The sequence below is a fragment of the Paraburkholderia sp. JHI869 genome, from assembly GCF_038900775.1.
Classification (GTDB): domain Bacteria; phylum Pseudomonadota; class Gammaproteobacteria; order Burkholderiales; family Burkholderiaceae; genus Paraburkholderia.
The window spans coordinates 14736-38086 of record NZ_JAYMSC010000019.1 but is presented as its reverse complement, the minus strand read 5'-3'; the positions used below and the strand labels follow the sequence as shown (position 1 = coordinate 38086).

Sequence of the window (23351 nt, the reverse complement as noted above, 5' to 3'; positions counted from 1 at the left end):
TCCCGACCTGCGACCCGCTGCAAGCAATTCATGCGCCCTGGCCCGGCCCCGATCCCTTGGACCGGCTGCGGGGCCGGTACACAATCCTGCTCTCAGCAGCTTTCACGCCACCGTTGAATTGAGTATCGCACAACCTTGACGTTGCCGTGGGAAGCGACTGTAGGCGCCCGCACGCTCAACGTCAGATTCCATGGTGCGGTGCATCGCATATGCGTCGCTTGCGCGACTTTTCAAGATGGTTCGTGCACCCTGCTTCATGCACCGGCGCTCAGCGTCGGCGAAAAGCAGGAAAAACCCTGGAAATGCGCTCTTTACAACGCGTCAAGGAGCGTCTCAAAATATTCTTGACAGCAGAATAAAGACCCTCAACAATCAAGCTGGCACTTTTTTCAACCGCCTTAAATTCGAAAAAATGCCGTTGGTGAGCTTGTGAGGAGGGGGCGATCGCACCGCGATCGTTTAGCTTTTCGAACTGCTCGTGGTAGTGACATGAGTTACAGGGGAAGTTGGTATGGCAACCGGTACGGTCAAGTGGTTCAACGACGCGAAGGGTTTCGGGTTCATCACGCCGGATGAAGGCGGCGAGGACCTGTTCGCTCACTTTTCGGCTATTCAAATGAATGGCTTCAAGACCCTCAAAGAAGGTCAGAAGGTGAGCTTCGAGGTCGTGCAAGGCCCGAAGGGTAAACAGGCATCGAACATTCAGTCTGCAGCCTGATCTGTTCGATACCAGTACCTTGGAAACCCGGCTTCGGCCGGGTTTTCTTTTTAGCGTCATCGTTTTTTAACGTTCGCGCGCTAGCTCACGCGCAACGTGCCCATCATGCCGAGATCCTCGTGCTCGAGGATATGGCAATGAAACATGCGGTCGCCCGCCTCGCGCTGAACCGTTGCGATATGCACCGTTTCGCCGGGCCGCACGTTCACCGTATCGCGCCACGCCAGCAGTTCCTCATCCTTGCGCACACCGCCCTGCTCGCGCGCCAGCACCTGAAACTGCGTGCCGTGAAGGTGGAACGGATGATCCATGTCCGTGCCGTTTGCTATCGCCCAGTGCTCGACTTCGCCGCGCCGGCTCATAAGCGTCACGCGCGCCGGATCGAATACCGCCCCGTTCACCATGAACTGCATGCCGCGCGGCATGGACTGCATGGACGCGCCCGGCGCGTGCATCGCTTTCATGTCCATGGCTTCGCTGAACACCACGCTTTTTTTCGGGATCGTTAGCGCACCTGACGAAACGAGCGGCGCAATCTCGCGCAGGCGCGTGGGCAATGCCGATTGTGTTGCGCTTGCCGGCGCGAAGCCAACGTTCGCCAGGATCAGCGATGGCCCCGCGGGCAAGCTGCCGTGCGTCATCGCCATCTTGCGGCGGTCGTACTGCGCGGCAATGAGCGACGTACGCGAGGCGCCCTGCCCCGCGCGCACGATCAGTTCCGCGCGCTCGCCCGGCGCGAGCAAAAGCGAGGTGACGCTCTCGCGCGCAGCGCCCAGCAGCCCGCCGTCGGTCCCCACCTGCGCGAAGGCGCGGCCATCGTCGAAAGCAAGTTGCAGATAGCGCGCGTTACAGCCGTTCCAGACGCGCCAGCGCTCGTCGCGCACGACCTCGATATGCGGCTCGCGCGCGCCGTTCACGAGCACGTACTGGCCTTCGCGGCCGTTCATCCAGTCCATCATGCTGTTCGCGGGAATCGTGCCGTCTGCCGCGAGTTTCAGGTCCGAAACGAACAGATGCCGCTCGGGCCACGCTGCGAGCGGATCGTCGGCCGCTCGGACGACGAAGGGCCCCGCCAGCCCGCGGAACACCTGCTCCGAACTCAGCATGTGGGGATGCGGGTGATACCAGTAGGTGCCAGCGCTTCCCTTCGGCAGCGTGAAGCGGTAGACGTGCTGCTCGCCCGGTGCGACGGGTTTCGACGGATTGCCGTCCTGATCGGGCGGCACGGGCAGGCCGTGCCAATGGATCGTGGAAGGCTGCGGCAGCCGGTTCACGAAAGTGATCTCGACGGTATCGCCCTCGCGCACGTCGATCATCGGGCCGATGACCGGGCCGTCGTTTTCGGCCGCTGCGCTCGCGTCGTACTGCCAGAACACCGTGTGCGGTTTCCCGGGCAGCAACGCACGCGCAGCAGGTTGCGCGATCAGCGTCGCGCGAAACTGGCCCGGCTCACGGCTCTGGTTGGCGAGCGTGCGCAACGCGGCTAGCGGCGCGCCGGCGGGCAATGCGTCGGCAGCCGCAAGCGGCGCTTGCGTCGCCATCGTGCCAGCGGACATCGCCGGCATATTCGACATGCCGTGCATGGCGTGCATCGCATCGTCGGCACGTTGTGCGAATGCGTGGCGCGCAAACAGGGTCGCGGTGGCGGCGCTCACCGCGCCGGATAGAAATGCTCTTCGTTTCATCGATGAAATCCTCATACCTCGTTCATGCCTGAGCACACGACGCGCCATATCCGGCGCGCCGCGCGTGCAGCCGTTCGCTTCGCGTTTGCGAAGCACTTCGGACGAGCATCGGGCCGCGCGCGACAACGCTAGCGGCCCGGCTCAGACGATCGGAGGAGGTAAAGGAGGGGCGTGCGTAATCCCCGCACGCATCGGGGCGGGAAGCACATTCAGTGTCGAGCCATCGGGAGCTTGCGTGCTCAACGCCAACGCAACAGGCGGCGCACCGCAATGCACGCCGCAACCCGCGACGCAGCAACTCGCGCCACACGCACCGTGCGAACCGTGGTCGCCAGCGTTCGTCATGCTGCCGGGTTTCATAGTGCCGCAATGAGCGCTGGCCACAACGACGGCGCGCGCCGCCTGCTCAACTCCGTGCATGTGCTCGCAAGCCCCCGCGCCGCGCACGGCGAAGAGCGCGAACAGGCAAGCAAGGAAAAGACGACACAGAAAAGGCATGCGACTTGGGCGAAGAACCGACCGGGTTGACGAGCATCATCATATCGCACTGGAGACATCGCGACGCGCACGACGCGGTGGCACGTTGGCGGCTCGGGCGGCAACGGTGTGCTGTTTTCGAAGGATGGGAAGGTGCCTGGCTATTACAACGTCAGCGCGCTCTCTTACGGCTTGCAGGCCGGCGCTCAGAACTTCCGACCTGTACGCTTTCGTATTCGGCCAGGCCGGACTGATGGCCGGGCTTGGCGTGCAAGGGCAAAAGATCACGAAGCTCACAGAGTGAGGCGCAAAAAGAAAAACCCCGGTGAACCAGAGGTCCACCGGGGTTGTGTTGACCGAGTCAGCGTCACACTCACATATTCTCGATCATCACCTGACCGAAGCCCGAGCACGACACCTGCGTCGCCCCTTCCATCAGACGCGCGAAGTCATAAGTCACGCGCTTCTGCAGAATCGACTTCTCCATCGAGGCAATGATCAGGTTCGCCGCCTCGACCCAGCCGAGATGGCGCAGCATCATTTCCGCCGAGAGAATTTCGGAGCCCGGATTCACGTAGTCCTTACCCGCGTACTTGGGCGCCGTACCGTGCGTGGCCTCGAACATCGCCACGGAGTCCGAAAGATTCGCACCCGGTGCGATACCGATGCCGCCCACCTGCGCCGCCAGCGCATCGGAAATGTAATCGCCGTTCAGGTTCAGCGTGGCGATCACGTCGTATTCGGCCGGACGCAGGAGGATCTGCTGCAGGAAGGCATCGGCGATCACGTCCTTGATCACGATGTCGCCGCCCGTCTTCGGGTTCTTGATCTTCATCCACGGGCCGCCGTCGATCAGTTCCGCAGCGAACTCCTTCTGCGCGAGCGCGTAACCGTAGTCGCGGAACGCGCCTTCGGTGAACTTCATGATGTTGCCCTTGTGCACGAGCGTGACCGAGCGGCGCTCGTTGTCGATCGCATACTGGATCGCCTTGCGCACGAGACGCTCCGTGCCCTCGCGCGACACCGGCTTCACGCCGACGCCCGAGCTTTCCGGGAAGCGGATCTTCGCCACGCCCATCTCTTCGCGCAGGAACTTGATGAGCTTCTTCGCGCCTTCGGACTCCGCGGGCCATTCGATGCCCGCATAGATGTCCTCCGAGTTCTCGCGGAAAATCACCATGTTGACCTTCTCCGGCGCACGCACCGGCGAAGGCACGCCCTTGAAGTACTGCACGGGGCGCAGGCAAACGTAGAGGTCGAGTTGCTGGCGCAGCGCGACGTTGAGCGACCGGATGCCGCCGCCAACGGGCGTCGTGAGCGGCCCCTTGATCGACACGACGTATTCCTTCACGACGTCGAGCGTTTCTTCGGGCAGCCACACGTCGGGACCGTACATGCGCGTCGCCTTCTCGCCCGCGTAGATTTCCATCCAGTGGATCTTGCGCTTGCCGCCGTAGGCCTTTTCCACCGCAGCGTCGACCACCTTGAGCATGACCGGCGTAATGTCCACGCCCGTGCCGTCGCCCTCGATGTACGGGATGATCGGCCGGTCTGAAACGTTGAGCGAGAAGTCCGGATTGACGGTGATCTTTTCTCCGCCGGTCGGAACCACAATGTGCTGATACGACATGATCGACTCCAGTAAGGGCAAGGCTGTTGTAGCGGGTTTGACGCGGCGCCCGGCGCCCGATGCCTCTGGGCGGCGACGAAGCCTGTTCGCCCGGCGGGAGAGGCATCCCGCCTGCATTCGCCGTTACGGCTTCTCGACAACCGGCGCGGTCGACGCGGTCGATATAGGCTGCAAGACTGTCCAGGGACACGCGACGCACCGCGCAGCACAAGCGCGGTAAGCGGCTTGCCAGGCGGCGCGAGCGGCCCGTCGCGTGGGGGTCTGGCGGCTATTCTAGCCCACGCCTGGCGCATGCGTGCCGCGCGCTTCACATGAACGCCGGCGCGAGGCAAGCCGCTTGCGATGCTGCGACGCCACATGCCGAGTCCGTCCGGGCCGCGCGCGGGACACGCTCGTACGCGGTTGTCGAAGCCGCAGAAGGGTGATCCGGCTCGCCCCTGTCTTATATCTTATATAAGAGATAAAAATCGGCTCGGCGCAATATGCATTAAGATCTCGGCGCTAGCCAGTCATCCCTTCGCCCCCGTCGCCCCGTCATGCGTTTAATCGCCCTCAACAAACCGTTCGGCACGATCTGCCAGTTCTCGCCGCACGAAACGCGTCAGTCACTCGCGGACTGGGTGAAGGTGCCGGGCGTGTATCCCGCGGGCCGGCTCGACTCCGATAGCGAAGGTCTCCTGCTCCTCACCGACGACGGCGCATTGCAGGCCCGGATCGCCGAACCGAAGCGCAAGCTCGTGAAGCGCTATTGGGCGCAAGTGGAAGGCGCGCCCGATGCCGCAGCGCTCGCTGCGCTCGAACGCGGCGTCGATCTCGGTGACTTCGTGACGCAGCCGTGCCGAACAAGAATCATTGTTGAGCCCGAGAATTTGTGGCCGCGCAATCCGCCGATTCGTTATCGCGCGTCAATACCCACCACGTGGGTGGAGATCGCGATCAGCGAGGGCAAAAACCGGCAGGTGCGGCGCATGACCGCGGCAGTGGGTTATCCAACGTTGCGGCTCGTACGCGTCGCGATTGGCGCACTCGATATTTTTTCGCTCGGCCTCATGCCCGGCGACAGCATCGACGTGCCCGCCAATGCGCCCTGGCAAAACACACCTCACAAACACAAGTGATTGTTGTGCAAGCACTTTTCACTTGCTGATCGATTTTTTTCGAATCGCGCGGTACGTCCCTCGTCTTTCTGTTGCGTCTCGTTACGAAGCAAATGAAAACTTCGCGTCAACCGTCTCGCGAGACCGTGCGTTATTCGACGCAGATGCCTCCAGAAGCTATCCGGCATTCAGCCTTCAGGGGCTTCGCAGCAATGCTCGGTCCCGACCGCTGGCAGACGCAGAAATCAAATTCACGCGAATTTGTCGAAAGCGACTGTCAACCGAAAGGTGGATGGCACGTTTACCGACCTGACTCCAAAAACCGGGTCATTTGGTTAATCAACTCAAGCTTGAGGATTCACAACATGAACAAACTGATCGCTGCTCTGGTCGCTGGCCTCTTCGCATCGGCTGCATTCGCACAAGCTTCGGCTCCGGAAGCTGCTTCGGCTGCTCCGGCTGCTGCTGCTTCGGCTGCTCACAAGTCGTCGACGCACAAGAAGTCGCACAAGAAGTCGTCGCACAAGAAGGCAGCGAAGGCTGAAGCCGCTTCGGCAGCTTCGGAGTAAGCTTGCTGTAAGACGCATGAAGCAGCGGCATTCCTTGCCGCTCTTCAGCGCGACGAAAGGCAGAGCGCTGCAAGGCGTTCTGCCTTTTTGTTTGGCCGTTTGATTTGCAGGCATTTTTTTGACATGCGCGCTCGCCGCATCACGTCGATGACGTGAATGACGACGTTCACCGCGCCGCGCATTTTGACCCGCTCTGACCTGGTCGCGTAACATGCGCGGATTAACCTACAGCAAGGAGTCTCTCGTGCGATTTTCCCTGCGCTCGTTCTTCGTGCGCCTCGCGCTAGTCGTTGCATTGCCGTTTGCCGCTTTCGCGGCGCTCACGTTCACCGCGGCGGCAACGTCGAGCATGGCGCTAGCGCAGCAGATACCGCCGGGGGCCAAGCAGCCCAGCGAATTTCCACGCGTGAAGCTCACGGCAGGCATGTTCGTGATCGACGCGGCGGTCGCCGCCAACGACGCGGACCGCGAACAAGGCCTCATGTACCGTTCGCAGCTCGGGCCCAATGAAGGCATGCTGTTCGTGTTCGGCGAAAACGCCGTGCACTGCTTCTGGATGAAGAACACGCTGATCCCGTTGTCGATCGCTTTCATTCGCGCCGACGGCACGATCACCGACATCGACGAGATGCAGGCCGAAACGACCAACAACCACTGCCCGCGAAACAACGGCACCTTTGCGCTCGAAATGCCCAAGGGCTGGTTCACGGCGAAGGGCATCAAGCCAGGCATGAAAATTCAGGGACTGCCGCCGCTGCAATAAGCGCGATTTCCCAACGCGCGACATACGCGCGCAGCGCGAAATAGCGAAATAGCGAAATAGCGCAATCGCAAGCCGGCCCCGCACGCACGCGGCGCCGGCTTTTTTTGCGCCCGCTTTCCTACGCCGAGAGCGCCCGCGTGCGTCGTTGCCACGGCGCATGGCGCGCCCCATCGCGCCAGCGCCCCGCCTGGCGCCGCCGCGGCCCGGTTCCGCCCGCTCTGGTTTCGTCCCGCGCCGCGGCATACGCCCTGCAAAACCGGCGCGCAAGCGCTATCCTATAAACCCCCGCATGGCGCGTGCCACCAAGGCGCGTGCCTGCGGCGCATCGGGCCGCGCGCTGGCCGCGCCGCGTGCCGCCCGGCAGCTTCCATGGCGCGTCATTCCAAGGAGATCACCGTGCCTCGCAAGACCCCCATCGAGCGCTATCGCAACATCGGGATCAGCGCTCACATCGACGCCGGCAAAACCACGACGACCGAGCGCATCCTTTTCTACACCGGCGTGAATCACAAGCTCGGCGAGGTTCACGACGGCGCGGCGACCATGGACTGGATGGAGCAGGAACAGGAACGCGGCATCACGATCACCTCGGCCGCGACCACCGCGTTCTGGAAGGGCATGGCCGGCAATTACCCCGAACACCGCATCAACATCATCGACACCCCGGGGCACGTGGACTTCACGATCGAAGTCGAGCGCTCCATGCGCGTGCTGGACGGCGCGTGCATGGTGTACGACTCCGTGGGCGGCGTGCAGCCGCAGTCGGAGACCGTGTGGCGCCAGGCGAACAAGTACAAGGTCCCGCGTATTGCGTTCGTCAACAAGATGGACCGCGTGGGCGCCGACTTCTTCCGCGTGCAGCGGCAGATCGGCGAGCGCCTGAAAGGCGTTGCCGTGCCTATCCAGATTCCGGTGGGTGCGGAAGATCACTTCCAGGGCGTGGTCGATCTCGTGAAGATGAAGGCGATCGTGTGGGACGACGAAAGCCAGGGTGTGAAGTTCGAGTACGAGGAGATTCCTGCGAATCTCGTCGAACTGGCGCACGAGTGGCGCGAGAAGATGGTCGAAGCCGCGGCCGAAGCCGACGAAACGCTGCTCGAAAAATACCTTCACGACCACGAAAGCCTGACCGAAGAGGAAATCAAGGGCGGGCTGCGCAAACGCACGATCGCCAACGAGATCGTGCCGATGCTTTGTGGCAGCGCGTTCAAGAACAAGGGCGTGCAGGCCATGCTCGACGCCGTGATCGACTACCTGCCCTCGCCGGTGGACGTGCCCGCGATTCTCGGCCACGACCTCCACGACAAGGAAATCGAGCGTCACCCGAGCGACGACGAGCCGTTCTCGGCGCTCGCCTTCAAGATCATGACCGACCCGTTTGTCGGCCAGCTGATCTTCTTCCGCGTCTATTCGGGCGTGGTGAATTCGGGCGACACGGTGCTCAACGCGACCAAGGACAAGAAAGAGCGTCTGGGCCGCATCCTGCAGATGCACGCGAACGAGCGCAAGGAAATCAAGGAAGTGCGCGCGGGCGACATCGCAGCCGCGGTGGGCCTGAAGGAAGCGACGACGGGCGATACGCTCTGCGATCCGGCGCATGCCATCGTGCTCGAACGGATGATCTTCCCCGAGCCGGTGATCTCGCAGGCCGTCGAGCCGAAGACCAAGGCCGACCAGGAAAAGATGGGCATCGCGCTCAATCGCCTCGCGCAGGAAGACCCCTCTTTCCGCGTGCAAACCGATGAAGAGTCCGGCCAGACCATCATCTCCGGCATGGGCGAGCTGCACCTCGAAATTCTCGTCGACCGCATGAAGCGCGAGTTCGGCGTGGAGGCGACCGTCGGCAAGCCGCAGGTCGCGTATCGCGAGACCGTGAAGAACAAGGTCGAAGATGTCGAAGGCAAGTTCGTCAAGCAGTCGGGCGGGCGCGGCCAGTATGGCCACGCGGTCATCACGCTCGAACCGCAGACGCCCGGCAAGGGCTACGAGTTCGTCGACGCCATCAAGGGCGGCGTAATTCCGCGCGAGTTCATCCCGGCAGTCGACAAGGGCATCCAGGAAACGCTCAAGGCCGGCGTGCTCGCGGGCTACCCCGTGGTCGATACGAAGGTCACGCTCACGTTCGGCTCGTACCACGACGTGGACTCGAACGAAAACGCCTTCCGCATGGCCGGTTCGATGGCCTTCAAGGAAGCGATGCGCAAGGCCAAGCCGATCCTGCTCGAGCCGATGATGGCCGTGGAAGTGGAAACACCCGAAGACTTCATGGGCAACGTGATGGGCGATCTGTCGAGCCGTCGCGGCATCGTACAGGGCATGGAGGACATCGCGGGCGGCGGCGGCAAGATCGTGCGCGCCGAAGTGCCGCTCTCGGAGATGTTCGGCTACTCCACGTCGCTGCGCTCGCTCACGCAAGGCCGCGCCACGTACACGATGGAGTTCAAGCACTACGCAGAAACCCCGCAGAACGTGGCCGAAGCGGTCATCAACGCGAAGAAGGCTTGAGCGCACGACGTGCAGGCGTTGCTGTGCACACGAAAGCCCGTCCCCTTGCGGACGGGCTTTTTTTCATGCGCGCGGCGCAATTATGACCATGCCACAATGCAGCGATAACGCTGCGACGCCCACAGTCAAGGAGACACGACGATGAGCCACGATCACGACCATGGCCATGACCACGATCATCACGACGACGCCGCGCCCGACTGGCGCGAAAACGGCGTCAAGGTGATACGCGGCGACCAGCTCGATACGAACACGGCGCAGACGCCCGGCATGAACCGCGCGGCTGCGATCAACGCAGCGCGCGTAGGCGCGCAAAAGATCTGGGCGGGCACGGTGACGATCCATCCGAACGCAAAGACGGGCGCGCATCATCACGGCGCACTGGAAAGCGTGATCTATGTCGTGCGCGGCCACGCGCGCATGCGCTGGGGCGAGCATCTGGAGTTCACGGCCGAGGCAGGCCCGGGCGACTTCATCTTCGTGCCGCCCTACGTGCCGCATCAGGAGATCAACGCGAGCACCGACGATCCGCTCGAATGCGTGCTCGTGCGCAGCGACAACGAGGCCGTGGTGGTGAACCTGAACATCGACGCCGTCGAAGCGCCGGAAACCGTGTACTGGGTCGATCCCATCCACCGTCATCCGCACGACCATTGAGCCGATGCCGACGCCCACTGCCTCGCTGCGCGCCCGCCTGATTCCGCTCTATGCCGCGCTCGTCGCCGCCAATCTCGGCGCGTGGGCGTGGGCGCTGATCGCGTTTCGCCACTATCCGCTGCTGCTCGGCACGGCGTTGCTCGCCTACGGCTTCGGCCTGCGCCACGCGGTGGACGCCGACCATATCGCCGCCATCGACGCCGTCACGCGCAAGCTCATGCAGCAGGGCCAGCGCCCGCTCGGCGTGGGACTTGCGTTCTCGCTCGGCCATTCGACGGTCGTGGTCGCCGCCACGCTCGGCATCGCGCTCACGGCGCTCTCGCTGCATGGGCGCTTCGAGCAGTTCCACGAAATCGGCTCGACCATCGGCACGCTCGTTTCGTCGACGTTCCTGCTCGTGCTTGCGGGCGTGAATCTCGTGATCCTGCGCGACGTGTGGTTGCGCTACCGGCGCGCACAGCAAGGCGACGATGCGGCGCTCGCCGCCGCCGATGCACCCGCTCCCGCCGGCCTCTTTTCGCGCGCGTTGCGGCCGCTCTTCGCACTCGTCACGAAAAGCTGGCACCTGTACCCCGTGGGCGTGCTGTTCGGCCTCGGCTTCGACACGGCCACCGAAATCGGCCTGCTCGCCATCGCCGCCGCCGAAGCGGGCAAGGGCCTGCCGATGTATTCGATTCTCGTGTTCCCCGCGCTCTTCACGGCAGGCATGACGCTCGTCGATTCCACCGACAACGTGCTGATGGTCCACGCCTATGGCTGGGCCATGGACGACCCCAGGCGCAAGCTCTACTACAACGCGAGCATCACGTTCGTCTCGGCGCTCGTGGCGATCGTGATCGGCGGCGTGGAAGCGCTCGGGCTCATCGCCGACAAGCTCGGTGCAAACGGCGGCGCGTGGACGCTCATAGCCGGCCTGAACGAACGCTTCGGCGAGCTGGGCTACGGCATCGTCGCGGCGTTCATCGCGTGCTGGATCGGCTCTGTGCTGTTCCATCGCTGGCGCCGGCCCGCTGCTGTGCGCTAGAACGCACGCCGCTCGCTCGTAGGCACGGCGCGCCACAGGCGCGCAACCCCGCTTAACCCTACCCTTCGCCTCGTTTGCCGAAAGCGCGTAAACTAGGCCCAGCTATTGCGCTTCACAGCCTTATCGATAGCCTCATCAATCGTTTCGCCTAGCTGCACCCATTCGTCGTCTGCCGTACCGCATGCCGCCGTCGCGCAAGCCCTTGGGCCTCGCGCGTCCCCTGAACGGAATCGCACGGAAACCCGCACCGATGAAACGACCGCAGTCCCGCCGTCCCCTCCTCGCCAGCCTCGAAGCGCTGCGCCCTCAGGCCGGCGATCACGGCAACCACGCTCTCGACGAATTCGCTGCCGGCCGCCTCACGCGCCGCGAGCTGCTGCGCTATGCAAGCGCAATCGGCCTCACGGCGCTGCCTGCGATTGCGGGACTCGGCGTGCCACGCGGCGCGCACGCACAGGGCGCCGGCAAGCCCGGCGAGCAGACGATCCGCGTGGCGCACCTGATGCCCGCGGGCGCCGTCGACCCGCTCACCGTGACCGACGCGGGCGCGCTGTGTCTTTTGAACCAGACCGGCGAATTCCTCGCCAACGACGACGCGCAAGGCCATCTGCAACCCGCCCTCGCGCTCTCGTGGCAAGCCAACGCGAAAGCAGACGTCTGGACGTTCAAGCTGCGCCCCAACGTGAAGTTCCATGACGGCCAGCCGTTCGGCGCGAAGGACGTGGTGGCGACGTTCGATCGCCTGGCCGATCCGGCAACCGGCTCGGCGGCGCTCTCGGTGCTCAAGGGCGTGCTCTCGAAAGGCGGCACGAAAGCCGTCGACGATCACACAGTCGAGTTCCACCTCGACGCTCCCAACGGCAACTTCGCCTATTACGTTTCTTCGGACAACTACAACGCCATCATGCTGCCCGCGAACTATGCGGGCAATTACGAAAAGAGCTTCATCGGCACGGGGCCGTTCAAGCTCGACAAATTCGAAGCGCGGCGCGGCGTGAGTTTCGTGCGCAATCCCGACTATTGGGGCGACAAGGCGCTGCCCGCGCGCGTGGAATTCGCTTTCTACGCCGACGAGCAGGCGCAGTTGCTCGCGCTGCAAGGCCACCAGGCCGACGTGATGGGTACCTTCACCGTGCAGGGCGGCATCGGCATCCTGAACAATCCCGACTTCAAGGTGATCGGCGTGCGCTCGAGCGCGCACCGCCAGATCCACATGCGCAACGACTCGCCCACGTTCAAGGACAAGCGCGTGCGCCAGGCGCTCGCGCTCGCGCTCGATCGCGACGTGATGGTGCGCGGGCTCTTCAAGGGCCGCGCCGAGGTGGGCAATGACAGCCCGTTCGCGCCGATCTTCCCCTCGACGGCAACCGACGTGCCCCAGCGCAAGCTCGATGTCGCGAAGGCGCGCCAGTTGCTCGCGCAGGCGGGCGTCGCCAACGGCTTCGATGTGACGCTCACCACCGAGAAGTACATGGAGATCCCCGACCTCGCCGTGGTCGTGCAGAACGCGGCGAAGGCGGTCGGCATTCGCATTACGCTCAAGGTGGAAAGCCAGTCGCAGTACTACGGCGCGGGCACGTTCGGCAAATCGGACTGGCTCGACTCGCCGCTGGGCATTACCGACTATGGGCATCGCGGCGTGCCGAACGTGTTTCTCAACGCGCCGCTCACTTCGGGCGGCACGTGGAATGCGGCGCACTTTCGCAACGCGCAGTACGACAAGCTGGTCGCGCAGTTTGCGGCGACGCTCGACGTGGCGGCCCAGAAGCAGGTGGCGAGGCAGATCCAGACGCTCCTGCTCGACGAAACGCCCGTGATCATCCCGTACTTCTACGACCAGTTGATCGCGCAGCGCGCCGTGCTTTCCGGCGTGCGCTTCACGGCGCTCGCCCAGCTCTATTTCGACCGCGCGACGCTCGCCGCCTGAACCGGCGCACGAGGCTAGCGCACCCGAAACGGAGGTCCGATGGCTACTCCGCTCCCGCCCATGTCGAATCCGGCCGGCTCCGCGCGCGCATTCGCTCCGCGCGCGGGCGTCGCGCGCTTTCTCGGCGGGCGCGCCGCATGGGCGATCTTCACGCTCTGGCTGCTTTCGGTGCTCGTGTTCGCGGGCGGCCAGTTGCTGCCCGGCGACATCGGCCGCGCCGTGCTCGGCCCACTCGCCGACGCACGCGCCGTGGCCGCCCTCAATCACGAACTGGGCGCAGACCGGCCGGTGCTCGACCAGTACGTTTCATGGATCACGCATGCGCTGCGCGGCGACTTCGGCATGTCGTGGAGCTACAAAGAGCCCGTGTCGCCGTTCGTAGGCGACGCGCTGTTGCAGTCGGCGAAGCTCGGGCTGCTCGCGTTCGTGGTGGTGGTGCCGCTCGGTATTGCGGGCGGCGTGTGGGCGGCGCTGCACGAAGGCCGCGTGATCGACCGCGCGATCAGCACGGGCGGCCTGTGCGCGAGCGCCGTGCCGGAGTTCGTCTCGTCGATCGTGCTGATCCTCATCTTCGGCGTGTGGCTGCGCTGGCTGCCCATCGAGGCCACCGCGCCCAGCGGCGCGGGCGTGCTCGAACAATTGCGCCATCTCGTGCTGCCCGTGCTGCCGCTCGTGCTCGTGTTCTTCGGCTATCTCGCGCGCATCGCGCGCGCGGGCACGATCACGGCGCTCGACGCCGACTACACGCGCACCGCGATTCTCAAGGGGCTGCCGAGCCACGTCGTGATCGTGCGGCACGTGTTGCGCAATGCGCTCCTGCCAAGCGTGACGGTGGCGGCCACGCAGCTCGGGTATCTGATCGGCGGGCTCGTCGTGGTCGAATCGCTGTTCCGCTATCCGGGCGTAGGCTCGCTCATCTTCAACGCGGCGAAGGCCAAGGACTTTCCGTTGCTCGAAGCGGGCGTGCTCGCGGTGGGCGCGGTCTACACGCTCGCCAATCTCGCCGCCGATGCACTGCACGCGTTGCTCGACCCGCGCCTGCGCACGCCAGGAGGCGCATGAAAGATATGGCATCCGAAGCAATTTCCCCTTGCGGCGAACCGCCGGGCGCCCCAGGCGAAGAAGCGCTCGCGGATACGCGTCTGCGCGACACGCTGCACCTGCTGCTGGGTTCGCCCTCGTTCGTCGCCGGTGCGCTGATCCTCCTGTGGTGGATCGTCTGCGCACTCGCGGGCCAGTGGTTCGCGCCGCACGACGCCTACGCGTCCGATCCGCTCAGTTCGCTTCTGCCGCCTGACCATACGCACTGGTGCGGCACCGATCAGCTCGGCCGCGACATCTGCTCGCGCGTGATCGTGGGCGCGCGCGACATCCTCACGATCGCGCCGCTCGCCACGCTCGTCGGCACGCTCGCGGGCGCGGCGCTCGGGCTCGTCACAGGCTATTTCGAAGGCGCATTCGGCACGCTCGTCGCGCGCACGCTCGACGCCGTGCTCGCGCTGCCGCTCGTGATCGTCGCGCTGCTCGTGCTCGCGGCCGTGGGTGCCTCGAATCTTGCCGTGGTGCTCGTGATCGGCATTACGTTCGCGCCGCTCATCGCGCGCACGGTGCGCGCGGCCGTGCTCGCCGAGCGTCATCTCGACTACGTGGCGGCGGCGCGTTTGCGCGGCGCGAACGCTTTCGAAGTGATGTTCACCGAGATTCTGCCGAACGTATGGCCGCCCATCGTCGTCGAGGCGACCGTGCGCCTCGGCTATGCGATCTTCGCGGTGGCGACGCTTTCGTTCCTCGGCTTCGGCATCCAGCCGCCCTCCGCCGACTGGGGACTCGCGCTCGCCGAGTCGTACACGCTGCTCGCGGGCGGCGCATGGTGGACAGTGGCCTTCGACGCGATCGCCATCGCCTCGCTCGTGGTGGCCGTGAACCTGATCGCCGACAGCCTGCGCGAGGTGCTGCAATCGTGAACCGCCCCGCTTCCTCACGCCCCGCACTCGCCACCTTCAGCGCGCCGCGCGACGACGACGCGCTCGCGCTCGTCGGCCTCACCGTCGCCTACCGCGTGCGCGGTCGCGACCGCGACGTGCTCACCGACGTCTCGCTGCGCATCCGGCGCGGCGAGGCGTATGGGCTCGTGGGTGAGTCGGGCTGCGGCAAGTCGACTGTCGCGCTCGCCGCGCTGCGCTATCTGCCGCGCAACGGACGAGTGAAGGCCGGGCGCATCGCGATTGCAGGCGACGATGTGCTCGCACTCAACGCCGACGGTCTGCGCACGCTGCGCGCCAACGCTGTTTCGATGGTCTATCAGGACCCCGCCAGCGCGCTCAATCCGACGCTTACGATCGCCCGCCAGTTGAACGAGGCATTCGAGGCCGCGGGCGCCGACGCGAGCGTTGCCCGCTCACGTTCGTACGCGATGCTCGAACGCGTGCGCATTGCCGATCCGGGCCGCGTGCTGGCGAGCTATCCGCATCAGCTCTCGGGCGGCATGCAGCAGCGCGTGGTGATCGCCATGGCGCTTGCGTCGAACCCCGCGCTGCTGATCCTCGACGAACCGACGACGGGCCTCGACGCCACCGTCGAGGCCGAAGTGCTCGATCTCATCGCGAAGCTGCGTGCGGAACTGGGCATGGCGGTGCTGCTCATCAGCCACGACCTCGCGGTGATCGGGCGCATGTGCGAGCGCGTGGGCGTGCTTTACGCGGGGCGGTTAGTCGAAGAAGGCGCCACGCGCGACGTGTTCGAGCGCGCGCGGCATCCGTACACGGTCGGCCTGCTGCGCTGCCTGCCGGCGCATGGGCGCAACAAGCATGCGGGCGCGCTCGACACGATACCGGGCGAGTTGCCCGCGCCCGGCGCAAGCGCGCCCGGTTGCATCTATGCGCCGCGCTGCCGCCTCGCCGACGCGCGTTGCCGCGAGCAGGCGCCGCCGCCGCATCGCATGACGTCGCCGCACGGCGAGCAAATGTCGCGCTGCCACTATCACGAGCGCGCGATGGAATTGCCGTTCGGGAATCTGATCGGAGGCAGCGACGGCTCGCAGACTTCGAGCGATGCGCCAACGAACGCCGATGCGCAACCGCGCGTCGTACTGCGCGCGCTCGACGTCTCGCGCACCTTCGGACACGGCGCGCAAGCCGTGCGCGCACTCGACGGCGTATCGATCGAGTTGCATGCCGGAGAGACGCTCGGCCTCGTCGGCGAATCGGGCAGCGGCAAGACGACCCTCGCGCGCATGCTGCTCGGACTGCATGCGCCCGACGCGGGCGGCGCCGTCGAACTCGATGGCAAACGCCTGCACGCGCACGTCGCGCGACGCGGCGCCAGCGAGCGTGCGGCGCTGCGCGTCGTGTTCCAGCATCCGGACGCCTCGCTCAATCGCGCGCTGCCGGTGAAGCGGCTGATCGAGCGCGCACTGTCCCGTCCGCACGACGACACGCAGGCCGATCGCCAAGCCTCAGACGAATCGCGCATCGCGGGGCTGCTCGAAGCCGTGCGCGTGCCGGCGCGCTATCTCGTGGCGCGCGCGAGGCAACTTTCGGGCGGGCTCAAACAGCGCGTGGCGATTGCCCAGGCGTTCGCGGGCGAGCCGCGCATCGTGATCTGCGACGAGCCCACCTCGGCGCTCGACGTCTCTGTGCAAGCCGCGATTCTCAACCTGCTTGCACGCCTGCAGCGCGAACGCGGCGTGAGTTATCTGTTCATCTCTCACGACCTCGATGTCGTGCGCTATCTCGCCGATCGCATCGTCGTGCTTTACGCGGGCCGCATCGTGGAAAGCGGCCCGGCCGGCGCGGTGTTCGACGGCCCCTGGCATCCGTATACAGAAACGCTGCTGGCCGCCCGCGCGCTCGGCGCAGCTTCGGCAAACGACACACAGGCCACGGCTCGCGGCTGCATTTTCAGCGCGCACTGCCCGCGTAGGCTCGGCGCCATGTGCGACGAAGCGCCCCCTCCACTTGCCGACGCGGGCGGCGGCCACCGGATTCTCTGCCACATTCCCGTAGACGAATTGCGCGCACAACAGAGCGCCACCGCGGCCACACAATCGGCAACCTGACGATGCGATAGCGCACATATCGCACTCGGGTTCGTTGCGCAGTCCGCAATCGCCCGCGAATCGCGCCATTGCGCGCGTGCGTTTCATCGCCGTAACGTTTTCCGCGCATTTTCTGCCGCGCGGGCGACACATCAATTGTCAAGTCCATCGCGCACGCCCTTCCCCGGCCGATGGCACAAAACTGGCTACATCGGCACCAGGCATCCGGCCGCTGCAATCCAGTGCAATCCGCCGCGACACGCGCGGGTCGTCGCACCGGGCGGACGGATGACCGGTTGCTCGACGCGCTTGTAATCTGCCGTCCCACGCCATGGGCTCCGACAATCCACAAGTAGTCCTGCACAAACCGGTCATCCTGCGCGCGGCCTGACCGGGTGCCTGCTTTGTAGCGGGGACCGCTCCAGCCGGATCGAACTCTATACGCCGGCGCAAAGCGGGTAGCGAGCCTGACGGGGACGGCGCACGCGCACAAGGCGTGCAGCCTGCATGGGGGCATGAGAGACGACAGCACATGACGCTGCCTGTCTCGCAGGGAGAACAAGATGAAAAAGACCAATATTCATCAGTACTACTACTGGATAAGGCGGGGAGCCGGCATGTGTGTGGTGGGCGCGAGCGTTCTGTGTCCCGCGATCGCCGCGCATGCCGAAGGCGACACCATCAATCCGGTAATCCTGCTCGCCGACGCGCCTTTGCCGGCGAGCGGAGCGGAAGGCTTCGGGGCTTTTGGCGCAGCGGCTGCCGAGTCTCCCGCCACAGGTTCGCCGGCTGCCGGCACCTCGTCGAAGACTGATTCGGAGTCCGATTCAGCCGACCTGGCGAGCGACGTTTCGACCGTGTTCGCACCGAACGATTGCATCAGCCGTACGGGCAGCGCGTGTTTTCGCGGCAACGGCGGCAACGGCGGCGGCCGAGGCGGCTCGGGTTCGTCGGGTAGCAGCAACGGAAGCGGCAGCGGCGGCAACGGCGGTGTGGGCGCCGCTACGGCCAGCACGGGAGGGCTTGGCCGTAGCGGCAGTGCTGGCGTCGGAGGAACGGGACCGAGCGGTTCGGGAGGCGGTTCCAGCAACTCCGGCGGCGGGAAGGGAGGTAGTGGCAACAGCGGCGGTGGCAATAACGGCGGTGGTGGCAACAACAGTGGTGGCAATAGCGGCGGCAACAGCGGCGGCGGCAGCAACGGTGGTGGCAGCAACGGTGGTGGCAGTTCAGGCGGCTGTGGCTGCGGCAGCCACGGCGGATCGGCAAGCGGCCCAGCGGGCGGGCCCGCAGGCGGATTCGGCGGCGGCTTTGGCGGTGGGTTCGGTGGGTTCGGTGGATTTGGTGGCGGATTCGGCAAAGGTGGACCGTCGGGCGGCCAGGGCGGCGGGTACGGCGGCGGACACGGTGGCGGCCATGGCAGCGGTCATTGAACCTGTACGGCGGTGCAGGCAGACCGCTGCAGCCACCCCGATCTGGCGCGAAGGCCAGGCGCGCCAGTTCTGGCATCGGCGGCGGCATCCCGGTCCCCCGGCCGGGCGCCGCCGCCGCGGGCCGGTCGCCGGATGCGCAACGCGCGCGGTGTTCCCTCGTGGGCACGCCGGCTGTCTGCTCGCAATACGCCGGCGCAGACCATGACCGCGTGCGCAAGTGCGCACCCCGCTCGCGCCCTACAGCATCTCCAGCGGACGCTTGCTGCGCGGCGGCTTGAAATACGCGTCGAGCGCGGCGCGTTCTTGCGCGTCGAGTACGAGATCGAGCGCCGCGCGGTTGTCGCGCACGTGCTCCACGCGAGCCGCCTTCGGAATCGCGCAGACCCCGCTTTGACCCAGCACCCAGGCCATTGCCACGCGATACACCGACACGCCGTGCGCATGCGCGATGTCGTCGAGCGGCGAGCGCTTGGGCAGGCGCGCGTGATCGACGGGGCTATACGCCATCACCGGCATGCGATGCGCGGCGCTCCACGGCAGCAGATCGAATTCCGCGCCGCGCCGCGCGACGTTGTAGAGGATCTGGTTGGTCGCGCACGCGTCGCCGCCGGGCGTGGCGAACAGCTCTTCCATGTCGTCGGTGTCGAAATTACTCACGCCCCAGTGGCGGATCTTGCCCGCGCGCACGAGCGCTTCGAACTCTTCGACCGTCTCCTCGAGTGGCACGCCGCCACGCCAGTGCAGCAGATAGAGATCGAGCCGGTCGGTGCCGAGGCGTTTCAAGCTGGCCTCGCACGCGCGCACGACGCCGCTGCGGCTCGCGTTGTGCGGATACACCTTGCTCACGAGAAACACCTCGTCGCGCAGACCCTGCAAGGCCTCGCCGACCAGGCGCTCGGTCGCGCCGTCGCCGTACATCTCGGCGGTGTCGATGAGCGTCATGCCGAGCGCCACGCCTTCGCGCAACGCGGCGATCTCCGCCGCGCGATGCGCGCTGCGCTCGCCCATTTCCCACGTGCCCTGCCCGAGCTTCGGAATGCGTTCGCCATCCGGCAATGCGACGCTTGCAATATCGGTCGTCATGATCTCCCTTTGCGCGCTGCAACGGCGCTGACTGGCAAAGACAGGCCAGTGTATCGCCTCGCGCGTAATGCGGTCATACGCACTTTCGCAAGCCGTTCATTTCCGGGATCGCACGCCGATGACATAAAATTGCCGTTCGCCTTTCATGCCTGCCTCCCATGAACGCACCCACGGAAGACCGCTGGCGCGACCTGCGCCCGGACCCGGACAACGACACGCCGCTCTATCTGCAGCTCGCACGCAAGCTGAGCGTCGCGATTCACGACAATCGCTGGAACGCGGGCGAAGCCCTGCCTTCCGAGCGCGTACTCGCGGAGTCTCTCGGCGTTTCGCGCATCACGGCGCGCAAGGCGATCGCGCTGCTCGTCGAGCAGGGCCTGATTCGCCGCACGCAAGGCGCGGGCAGTTTCATCACGCCGCGCATCGAAGACCCGCTCTCGCGCCTCACGAGTTTCAGCGAGATGCTGCGCCAGCGCGGCTTCACGCCAAGCTCGCGCTGGCTCTCGCGCGAAATCCAGCCCGCGAGCCGCGACGAGGTGATCCAGCTCGGCCTCTCGCCCGCGGCGGCCGTCACGCGCCTGAAGCGTCTGCGTCTCGCCGACGGCATCGTCATGGCCGTCGAGAACTCCACGTTTCCCGCCGCGCTGATTCCCGACCCGAACGCGATCGGCGACTCGCTCTATAGCTTTCTCGAACAGCGCGGGCTTTCGATCGTCCGTGCGCTGCAACACTTCCGCGCCGTGAACGCGAGCGAGGAAATCGCGCGGCAGATGAGCATTGCGCCCAACGAGGCGCTGCTGCTCATCACGCGCGTGGGCTATACCGCCGATCAGCGCGCCATCGAACTCACCGATACGTACTGCCGCAACGACTACTACGATTTCGTCGCGGAATTGCGCAAGTAGCGCGCGGTTCAAGCGCGCGCCTGGTCGCTCCACGCCGCCGCATCGCTGCCGATCGGCACTGGCGGCCGTGCGTGAAACGCAGGCGTGAGTTCGAGCCGCTCGGCGGGCGCCACCGCACGCACGCGCCCGAACGGCGAATCCATTTCCTCCAGACAATCGGCGAGATCGGCGGCGCCCACCTCGGGGGCCTGCTGGCCGTCTTCGAGCGTGCCCATTGTCTGCAGCCAGCGGCCCGTTTGCGCGAGCGAAAGGCGCACGTGCCAGCTGCCGCCTTCGCGTGCGCGCCGCGCGAGCGCAACCATTGCGCCGAAAGCCGCGAGATAACCCGTGGCGTGATCGAGCGCCTGACACGGCAGCGGACGGGCCGTGGCGAAGGGCTGCGCGCTGGCCCCATTGTTGCCGTGTGTTGCCGCGGCAACGCTCTCTGCCCACACAATGCCGCTCGCCGACTGCACGAGGCTGTCGAAGCCGCGCCGCTCGCGCCACGGCCCGCGATGCCCATACGCGCTGATCGACACGCACACGATGCCGGGCCGCACCTGAGCGAGCGCTTCGGGCGCGAACCCGCGCGCCGCGAGCGCGCCTGGCCGGTAGCCTTGAACGAAGACATCGGCGTCGCGCACCAACGCGCGCAATTGTTCGCACGCGGCTGCGTCGCGCAGGTCGAGCGTGGCCGAACGCTTGCTGCGGCCGTTGTCGATCACGAGCGGCGCGATGTTCGGCAGATGCGGGCCGTTGATGAGCAGCACATCCGCGCCGTGTTGACCGAGCGTGCGCCCCGCCACCGGGCCCGCGATGATGCGCGTGAGGTCGAGCACCCGCACGCCCGCGAGCGGACGCACGCCGGCGCCCGCTCGCGGGGCCTGCGCGGGCGCGTCGCCAATGCGCTCGATCTCGAAGAGCGGCAGGCTCGCCACCGCCTTCGCCTGCTCGTGCGCGGCCCATTCGCGCGGCGTGCGCACGAGCGCGGCGCACAGGCCCGCTTGCGCGAGCGCGTCGTCGAGCGCCGCGCCTTCCCAGCCAAGGATCGCGCGCGCCACGGCGTCGCGGTCGTCCGCGCACTGGAGCACGCGCAGGATGCCCGCAAGGTGATGCGGAAAGTTCGCATGCAGTTGAATCCAGCGGCCGTCGCCGGTCGGGAAGTGGCCCGTCACCGGGTGACGCAGCTCCGTGGGCGGTTTGCCGTCCACGCTCAGATAGCGTTCGCTGCGAAACGCGGCCAGCGCGCGGCGCACGTCGATCGCCACGCGCTGCGTCTGGCCCGTGCGTAACGCGTGCAGTTGCGCCGCCGCGAGCCCCGCCGCACCAATGCTCGCCGCCGCGAGCGTGCCCACGCGGAAGATCGAGGGCAGGCCCGGATCGCCGCCTTCCACGTCGAGCCAGTCGAGTGCGGACGGGTCACAGCCTGCCAGCATCCAGAGGTGTTCGAGCGCGTCGCGTGGCGTCATGGCGTGGAGTCCTTTTGCGTGGAAAACGTGGGGAAACCGATCCGAAGTGATGTCACGAATCGTCGCGCCGCTCGAATCCCGGATCAATCTTGATTATCATGATCAACATAGATTGATTTCTCCGGTTCCAGGAGGCGAGCCACCATGTCCAGCTATATGACCGCGCAGGAAGCCGCCGCCGCACTCGGCATCAGCCGTGCCACGCTTTACGCCTATGTGAGCCGCGGACTGATCGCTTCCGCGCCCTCGCCCAATGGCCGCCACAACCGCTACGACGCCGCCGAGGTGAGGCGCCTCTCGCGACGCAAGGCCGATGGCAAGCGCGCGGGCAAGGTCGCGCAGAAGGTGCTCGACTGGGGCGTGCCCGTGCTCGAATCGTCGATCACGCTGATCGCGGAGGGCAAACTCTTTTATCGCGGCGAAGACGCCATCGCGCTCGCGCGCCAGGCCTCGCTCGAAGAGGTCGCGGCACGGCTCTGGCAATGCGCGCCGCGCCGTGTGCTGCAGGCGCCCGAGGCGCCCATCGCGGCTGCGCAATGGTCGGCATGGCTGAAGATCTGGAGTGGTTACACGCCGCTCGAACGGGCGCTCGTGCTGTTGCCGGCCGCCGCCGCGCAAATGCCGCGCATCTGGGCGCAGGGCCGCGACGCGCAAATCGATACCGGCGCGATGCTCATGCGCCTGCTCGCGGCGGCGCTCGTTTCCGCCGCGCCGTCGAACGAGCCGTTGCACCGCCAGCTAGGCGAGGCGTGGGGCGTGCGCTCGCGCGCGCAAACCGATTTGCTGCGCGCGGCGCTCGTGCTGTGCGCCGACCACGAGCTGAACGCCTCGACGTTCACAGTGCGCTGCATCACGTCCACTGGCACACATCTGTTCGGCGCGGCAACCGGCGGGCTTGCCGCGCTGGCCGGCCCGCGCCACGGCGGCGAGACCACGCGTGTGGCCGCGCTCTTCGACGAAGCCGCGCGCGCCGACGACCTGCATCGCTATCTGGCAGACCGGCTCGCGCCCGATGAACTCGGCGCGGCGGTGCCGCTTTCCGGCTTCGGTCACCCGCTTTATCCCGATGGCGACCCGCGCGCGCGCCTGTTGCTAGACCTGCTCGCACAGCGCGCGCCAGCACGCTCGCCGATGGACGAAGTCGACGCGCTCGCTCAGGCCGTGGCCGAGACGAGCGGCGCGCGGCCGACGCTCGACTACGCGCTCGCGGCTATCGAGCGCGTTCTGGGGCTGCCGCGCGGCGCGGCGTTTACGCTGTTCGCCGCGGGCCGCGTGACGGGCTGGATCGCGCACGCCCTGGAACAGACCGCCGATGGCCGGCTGATCCGCCCGCGCGCACGCTATGTGGGAGAGATGGCGGGCGATGCCCACAACGTCGCGAGGCATATCGCTTAATA

The 23351-nt window shown here is 66.1% G+C and carries 18 protein-coding genes; 14 read left to right on the top strand and 4 right to left on the bottom strand.

Annotated features, from left to right (window positions below):
• The first annotated feature begins 511 nt into the window (after positions 1-511).
• Entirely contained in the window at positions 512-718 is a 207-nt protein-coding gene (gene cspD / locus VSR72_RS27565) for a cold shock domain-containing protein CspD (RefSeq protein ID WP_007586257.1), read from the top strand.
• A gap of 80 nt (positions 719-798) precedes the next feature.
• Here cspD and VSR72_RS27560 read toward each other — a convergent pair whose 3' ends face one another.
• Positions 799-2403: a multicopper oxidase family protein gene (locus tag VSR72_RS27560; protein ID WP_342955520.1), complete on the bottom strand. Its 1605-nt coding sequence runs from the start codon at positions 2401-2403 to the stop codon at positions 799-801.
• An 850-nt stretch (positions 2404-3253) separates the two neighbouring features.
• Complete coding sequence (gene icd, locus VSR72_RS27555; protein WP_342955519.1) at positions 3254-4510, bottom strand: NADP-dependent isocitrate dehydrogenase; 1257 nt, start codon at positions 4508-4510, stop codon at positions 3254-3256.
• A 536-nt stretch (positions 4511-5046) separates the two neighbouring features.
• Here icd and VSR72_RS27550 point away from each other — a divergent pair.
• The 11 genes from VSR72_RS27550 (at position 5047) to VSR72_RS27500 (ending at position 18518) form a co-directional block, all read left to right on the top strand.
• A complete protein-coding gene (locus VSR72_RS27550; protein WP_342955518.1) occupies positions 5047-5628 on the top strand; it encodes a pseudouridine synthase in 582 nt (193 codons plus the stop codon).
• Between the two features lie 344 nt (positions 5629-5972).
• Positions 5973-6176, top strand: coding sequence for a hypothetical protein (locus VSR72_RS27545; RefSeq protein ID WP_342955517.1), 204 nt, complete (start codon positions 5973-5975; stop codon positions 6174-6176).
• Between the two features lie 244 nt (positions 6177-6420).
• Complete coding sequence (locus tag VSR72_RS27540; protein WP_342955516.1) at positions 6421-6939, top strand: DUF192 domain-containing protein; 519 nt, start codon at positions 6421-6423, stop codon at positions 6937-6939.
• Between the two features lie 396 nt (positions 6940-7335).
• The gene (gene fusA / locus VSR72_RS27535) at positions 7336-9444 is read left to right on the top strand and encodes an elongation factor G (RefSeq protein ID WP_342955515.1); all 2109 of its coding nucleotides are present in this window, start codon (positions 7336-7338) and stop codon (positions 9442-9444) included.
• A gap of 141 nt (positions 9445-9585) precedes the next feature.
• Positions 9586-10101, top strand: a complete 516-nt coding sequence (locus VSR72_RS27530) for a cupin domain-containing protein (protein WP_342955514.1) — start codon at positions 9586-9588, stop codon at positions 10099-10101.
• Positions 10102-10105: 4 nt separating this feature from the next.
• Positions 10106-11125, top strand: coding sequence for a HoxN/HupN/NixA family nickel/cobalt transporter (locus VSR72_RS27525; RefSeq protein WP_342955513.1), 1020 nt, complete (start codon positions 10106-10108; stop codon positions 11123-11125).
• A gap of 250 nt (positions 11126-11375) precedes the next feature.
• Positions 11376-13052 carry an ABC transporter substrate-binding protein gene (locus VSR72_RS27520; RefSeq protein ID WP_342955512.1) on the top strand — a complete coding sequence of 559 codons (1677 nt, stop codon included), beginning with the start codon at positions 11376-11378 and terminating at the stop codon, positions 13050-13052.
• A gap of 39 nt (positions 13053-13091) precedes the next feature.
• On the top strand, positions 13092-14114 hold the full coding sequence (locus VSR72_RS27515; protein ID WP_342955511.1) for an ABC transporter permease: 1023 nt from the start codon (positions 13092-13094) through the stop codon (positions 14112-14114).
• A gap of 5 nt (positions 14115-14119) precedes the next feature.
• A complete protein-coding gene (locus VSR72_RS27510) occupies positions 14120-15016 on the top strand; it encodes an ABC transporter permease (protein ID WP_342955510.1) in 897 nt (298 codons plus the stop codon).
• Positions 15013-17109, top strand: coding sequence for an ABC transporter ATP-binding protein (locus VSR72_RS27505; protein ID WP_342955509.1), 2097 nt, complete (start codon positions 15013-15015; stop codon positions 17107-17109). Before VSR72_RS27510 ends, VSR72_RS27505 begins: the two co-directional genes overlap by 4 nt.
• A 542-nt stretch (positions 17110-17651) precedes the next feature.
• The gene (locus tag VSR72_RS27500) at positions 17652-18518 is read left to right on the top strand and encodes a hypothetical protein (RefSeq protein ID WP_342955508.1); all 867 of its coding nucleotides are present in this window, start codon (positions 17652-17654) and stop codon (positions 18516-18518) included.
• 237 nt (positions 18519-18755) lie between these two features.
• Here VSR72_RS27500 and VSR72_RS27495 read toward each other — a convergent pair whose 3' ends face one another.
• Positions 18756-19601, bottom strand: a complete 846-nt coding sequence (locus VSR72_RS27495) for an aldo/keto reductase (protein WP_342955507.1) — start codon at positions 19599-19601, stop codon at positions 18756-18758.
• A 158-nt stretch (positions 19602-19759) separates the two neighbouring features.
• On the opposite strand from VSR72_RS27495, the gene VSR72_RS27490 reads away from it, so the two are divergent.
• On the top strand, positions 19760-20506 hold the full coding sequence (locus VSR72_RS27490; protein WP_233882636.1) for a GntR family transcriptional regulator: 747 nt from the start codon (positions 19760-19762) through the stop codon (positions 20504-20506).
• An 8-nt stretch (positions 20507-20514) separates the two neighbouring features.
• Here VSR72_RS27490 and VSR72_RS27485 read toward each other — a convergent pair whose 3' ends face one another.
• Positions 20515-21954 (bottom strand): CoA transferase, encoded by a 1440-nt coding sequence (locus tag VSR72_RS27485; RefSeq protein ID WP_342955506.1) that lies wholly within the window; start codon positions 21952-21954, stop codon positions 20515-20517.
• Between the two features lie 144 nt (positions 21955-22098).
• Between VSR72_RS27485 and VSR72_RS27480 the strand changes: the two genes are divergently transcribed.
• On the top strand, positions 22099-23349 hold the full coding sequence (locus VSR72_RS27480; protein WP_342955505.1) for a citrate synthase family protein: 1251 nt from the start codon (positions 22099-22101) through the stop codon (positions 23347-23349).
• Positions 23350-23351 lie beyond the last annotated feature (2 nt).

Coding starts and splice junctions, on each gene's coding strand:
- VSR72_RS27495 (WP_342955507.1), bottom strand. CDS start 19,601: ATGACGACCGATATTGCAAGCGTCGCATTGCCGGATGGCGAACGCATT.
- VSR72_RS27490 (WP_233882636.1), top strand. CDS start 19,760: ATGAACGCACCCACGGAAGACCGCTGGCGCGACCTGCGCCCGGACCCG.
- VSR72_RS27560 (WP_342955520.1), bottom strand. CDS start 2,403: ATGAAACGAAGAGCATTTCTATCCGGCGCGGTGAGCGCCGCCACCGCG.
- VSR72_RS27550 (WP_342955518.1), top strand. CDS start 5,047: ATGCGTTTAATCGCCCTCAACAAACCGTTCGGCACGATCTGCCAGTTC.
- VSR72_RS27545 (WP_342955517.1), top strand. CDS start 5,973: ATGAACAAACTGATCGCTGCTCTGGTCGCTGGCCTCTTCGCATCGGCT.
- VSR72_RS27500 (WP_342955508.1), top strand. CDS start 17,652: ATGAAAAAGACCAATATTCATCAGTACTACTACTGGATAAGGCGGGGA.
- cspD (WP_007586257.1), top strand. CDS start 512: ATGGCAACCGGTACGGTCAAGTGGTTCAACGACGCGAAGGGTTTCGGG.
- VSR72_RS27515 (WP_342955511.1), top strand. CDS start 13,092: ATGGCTACTCCGCTCCCGCCCATGTCGAATCCGGCCGGCTCCGCGCGC.
- VSR72_RS27525 (WP_342955513.1), top strand. CDS start 10,106: ATGCCGACGCCCACTGCCTCGCTGCGCGCCCGCCTGATTCCGCTCTAT.
- VSR72_RS27530 (WP_342955514.1), top strand. CDS start 9,586: ATGAGCCACGATCACGACCATGGCCATGACCACGATCATCACGACGAC.
- VSR72_RS27485 (WP_342955506.1), bottom strand. CDS start 21,954: ATGACGCCACGCGACGCGCTCGAACACCTCTGGATGCTGGCAGGCTGT.
- VSR72_RS27510 (WP_342955510.1), top strand. CDS start 14,120: ATGGCATCCGAAGCAATTTCCCCTTGCGGCGAACCGCCGGGCGCCCCA.
- VSR72_RS27520 (WP_342955512.1), top strand. CDS start 11,376: ATGAAACGACCGCAGTCCCGCCGTCCCCTCCTCGCCAGCCTCGAAGCG.
- icd (WP_342955519.1), bottom strand. CDS start 4,510: ATGTCGTATCAGCACATTGTGGTTCCGACCGGCGGAGAAAAGATCACC.
- VSR72_RS27480 (WP_342955505.1), top strand. CDS start 22,099: ATGTCCAGCTATATGACCGCGCAGGAAGCCGCCGCCGCACTCGGCATC.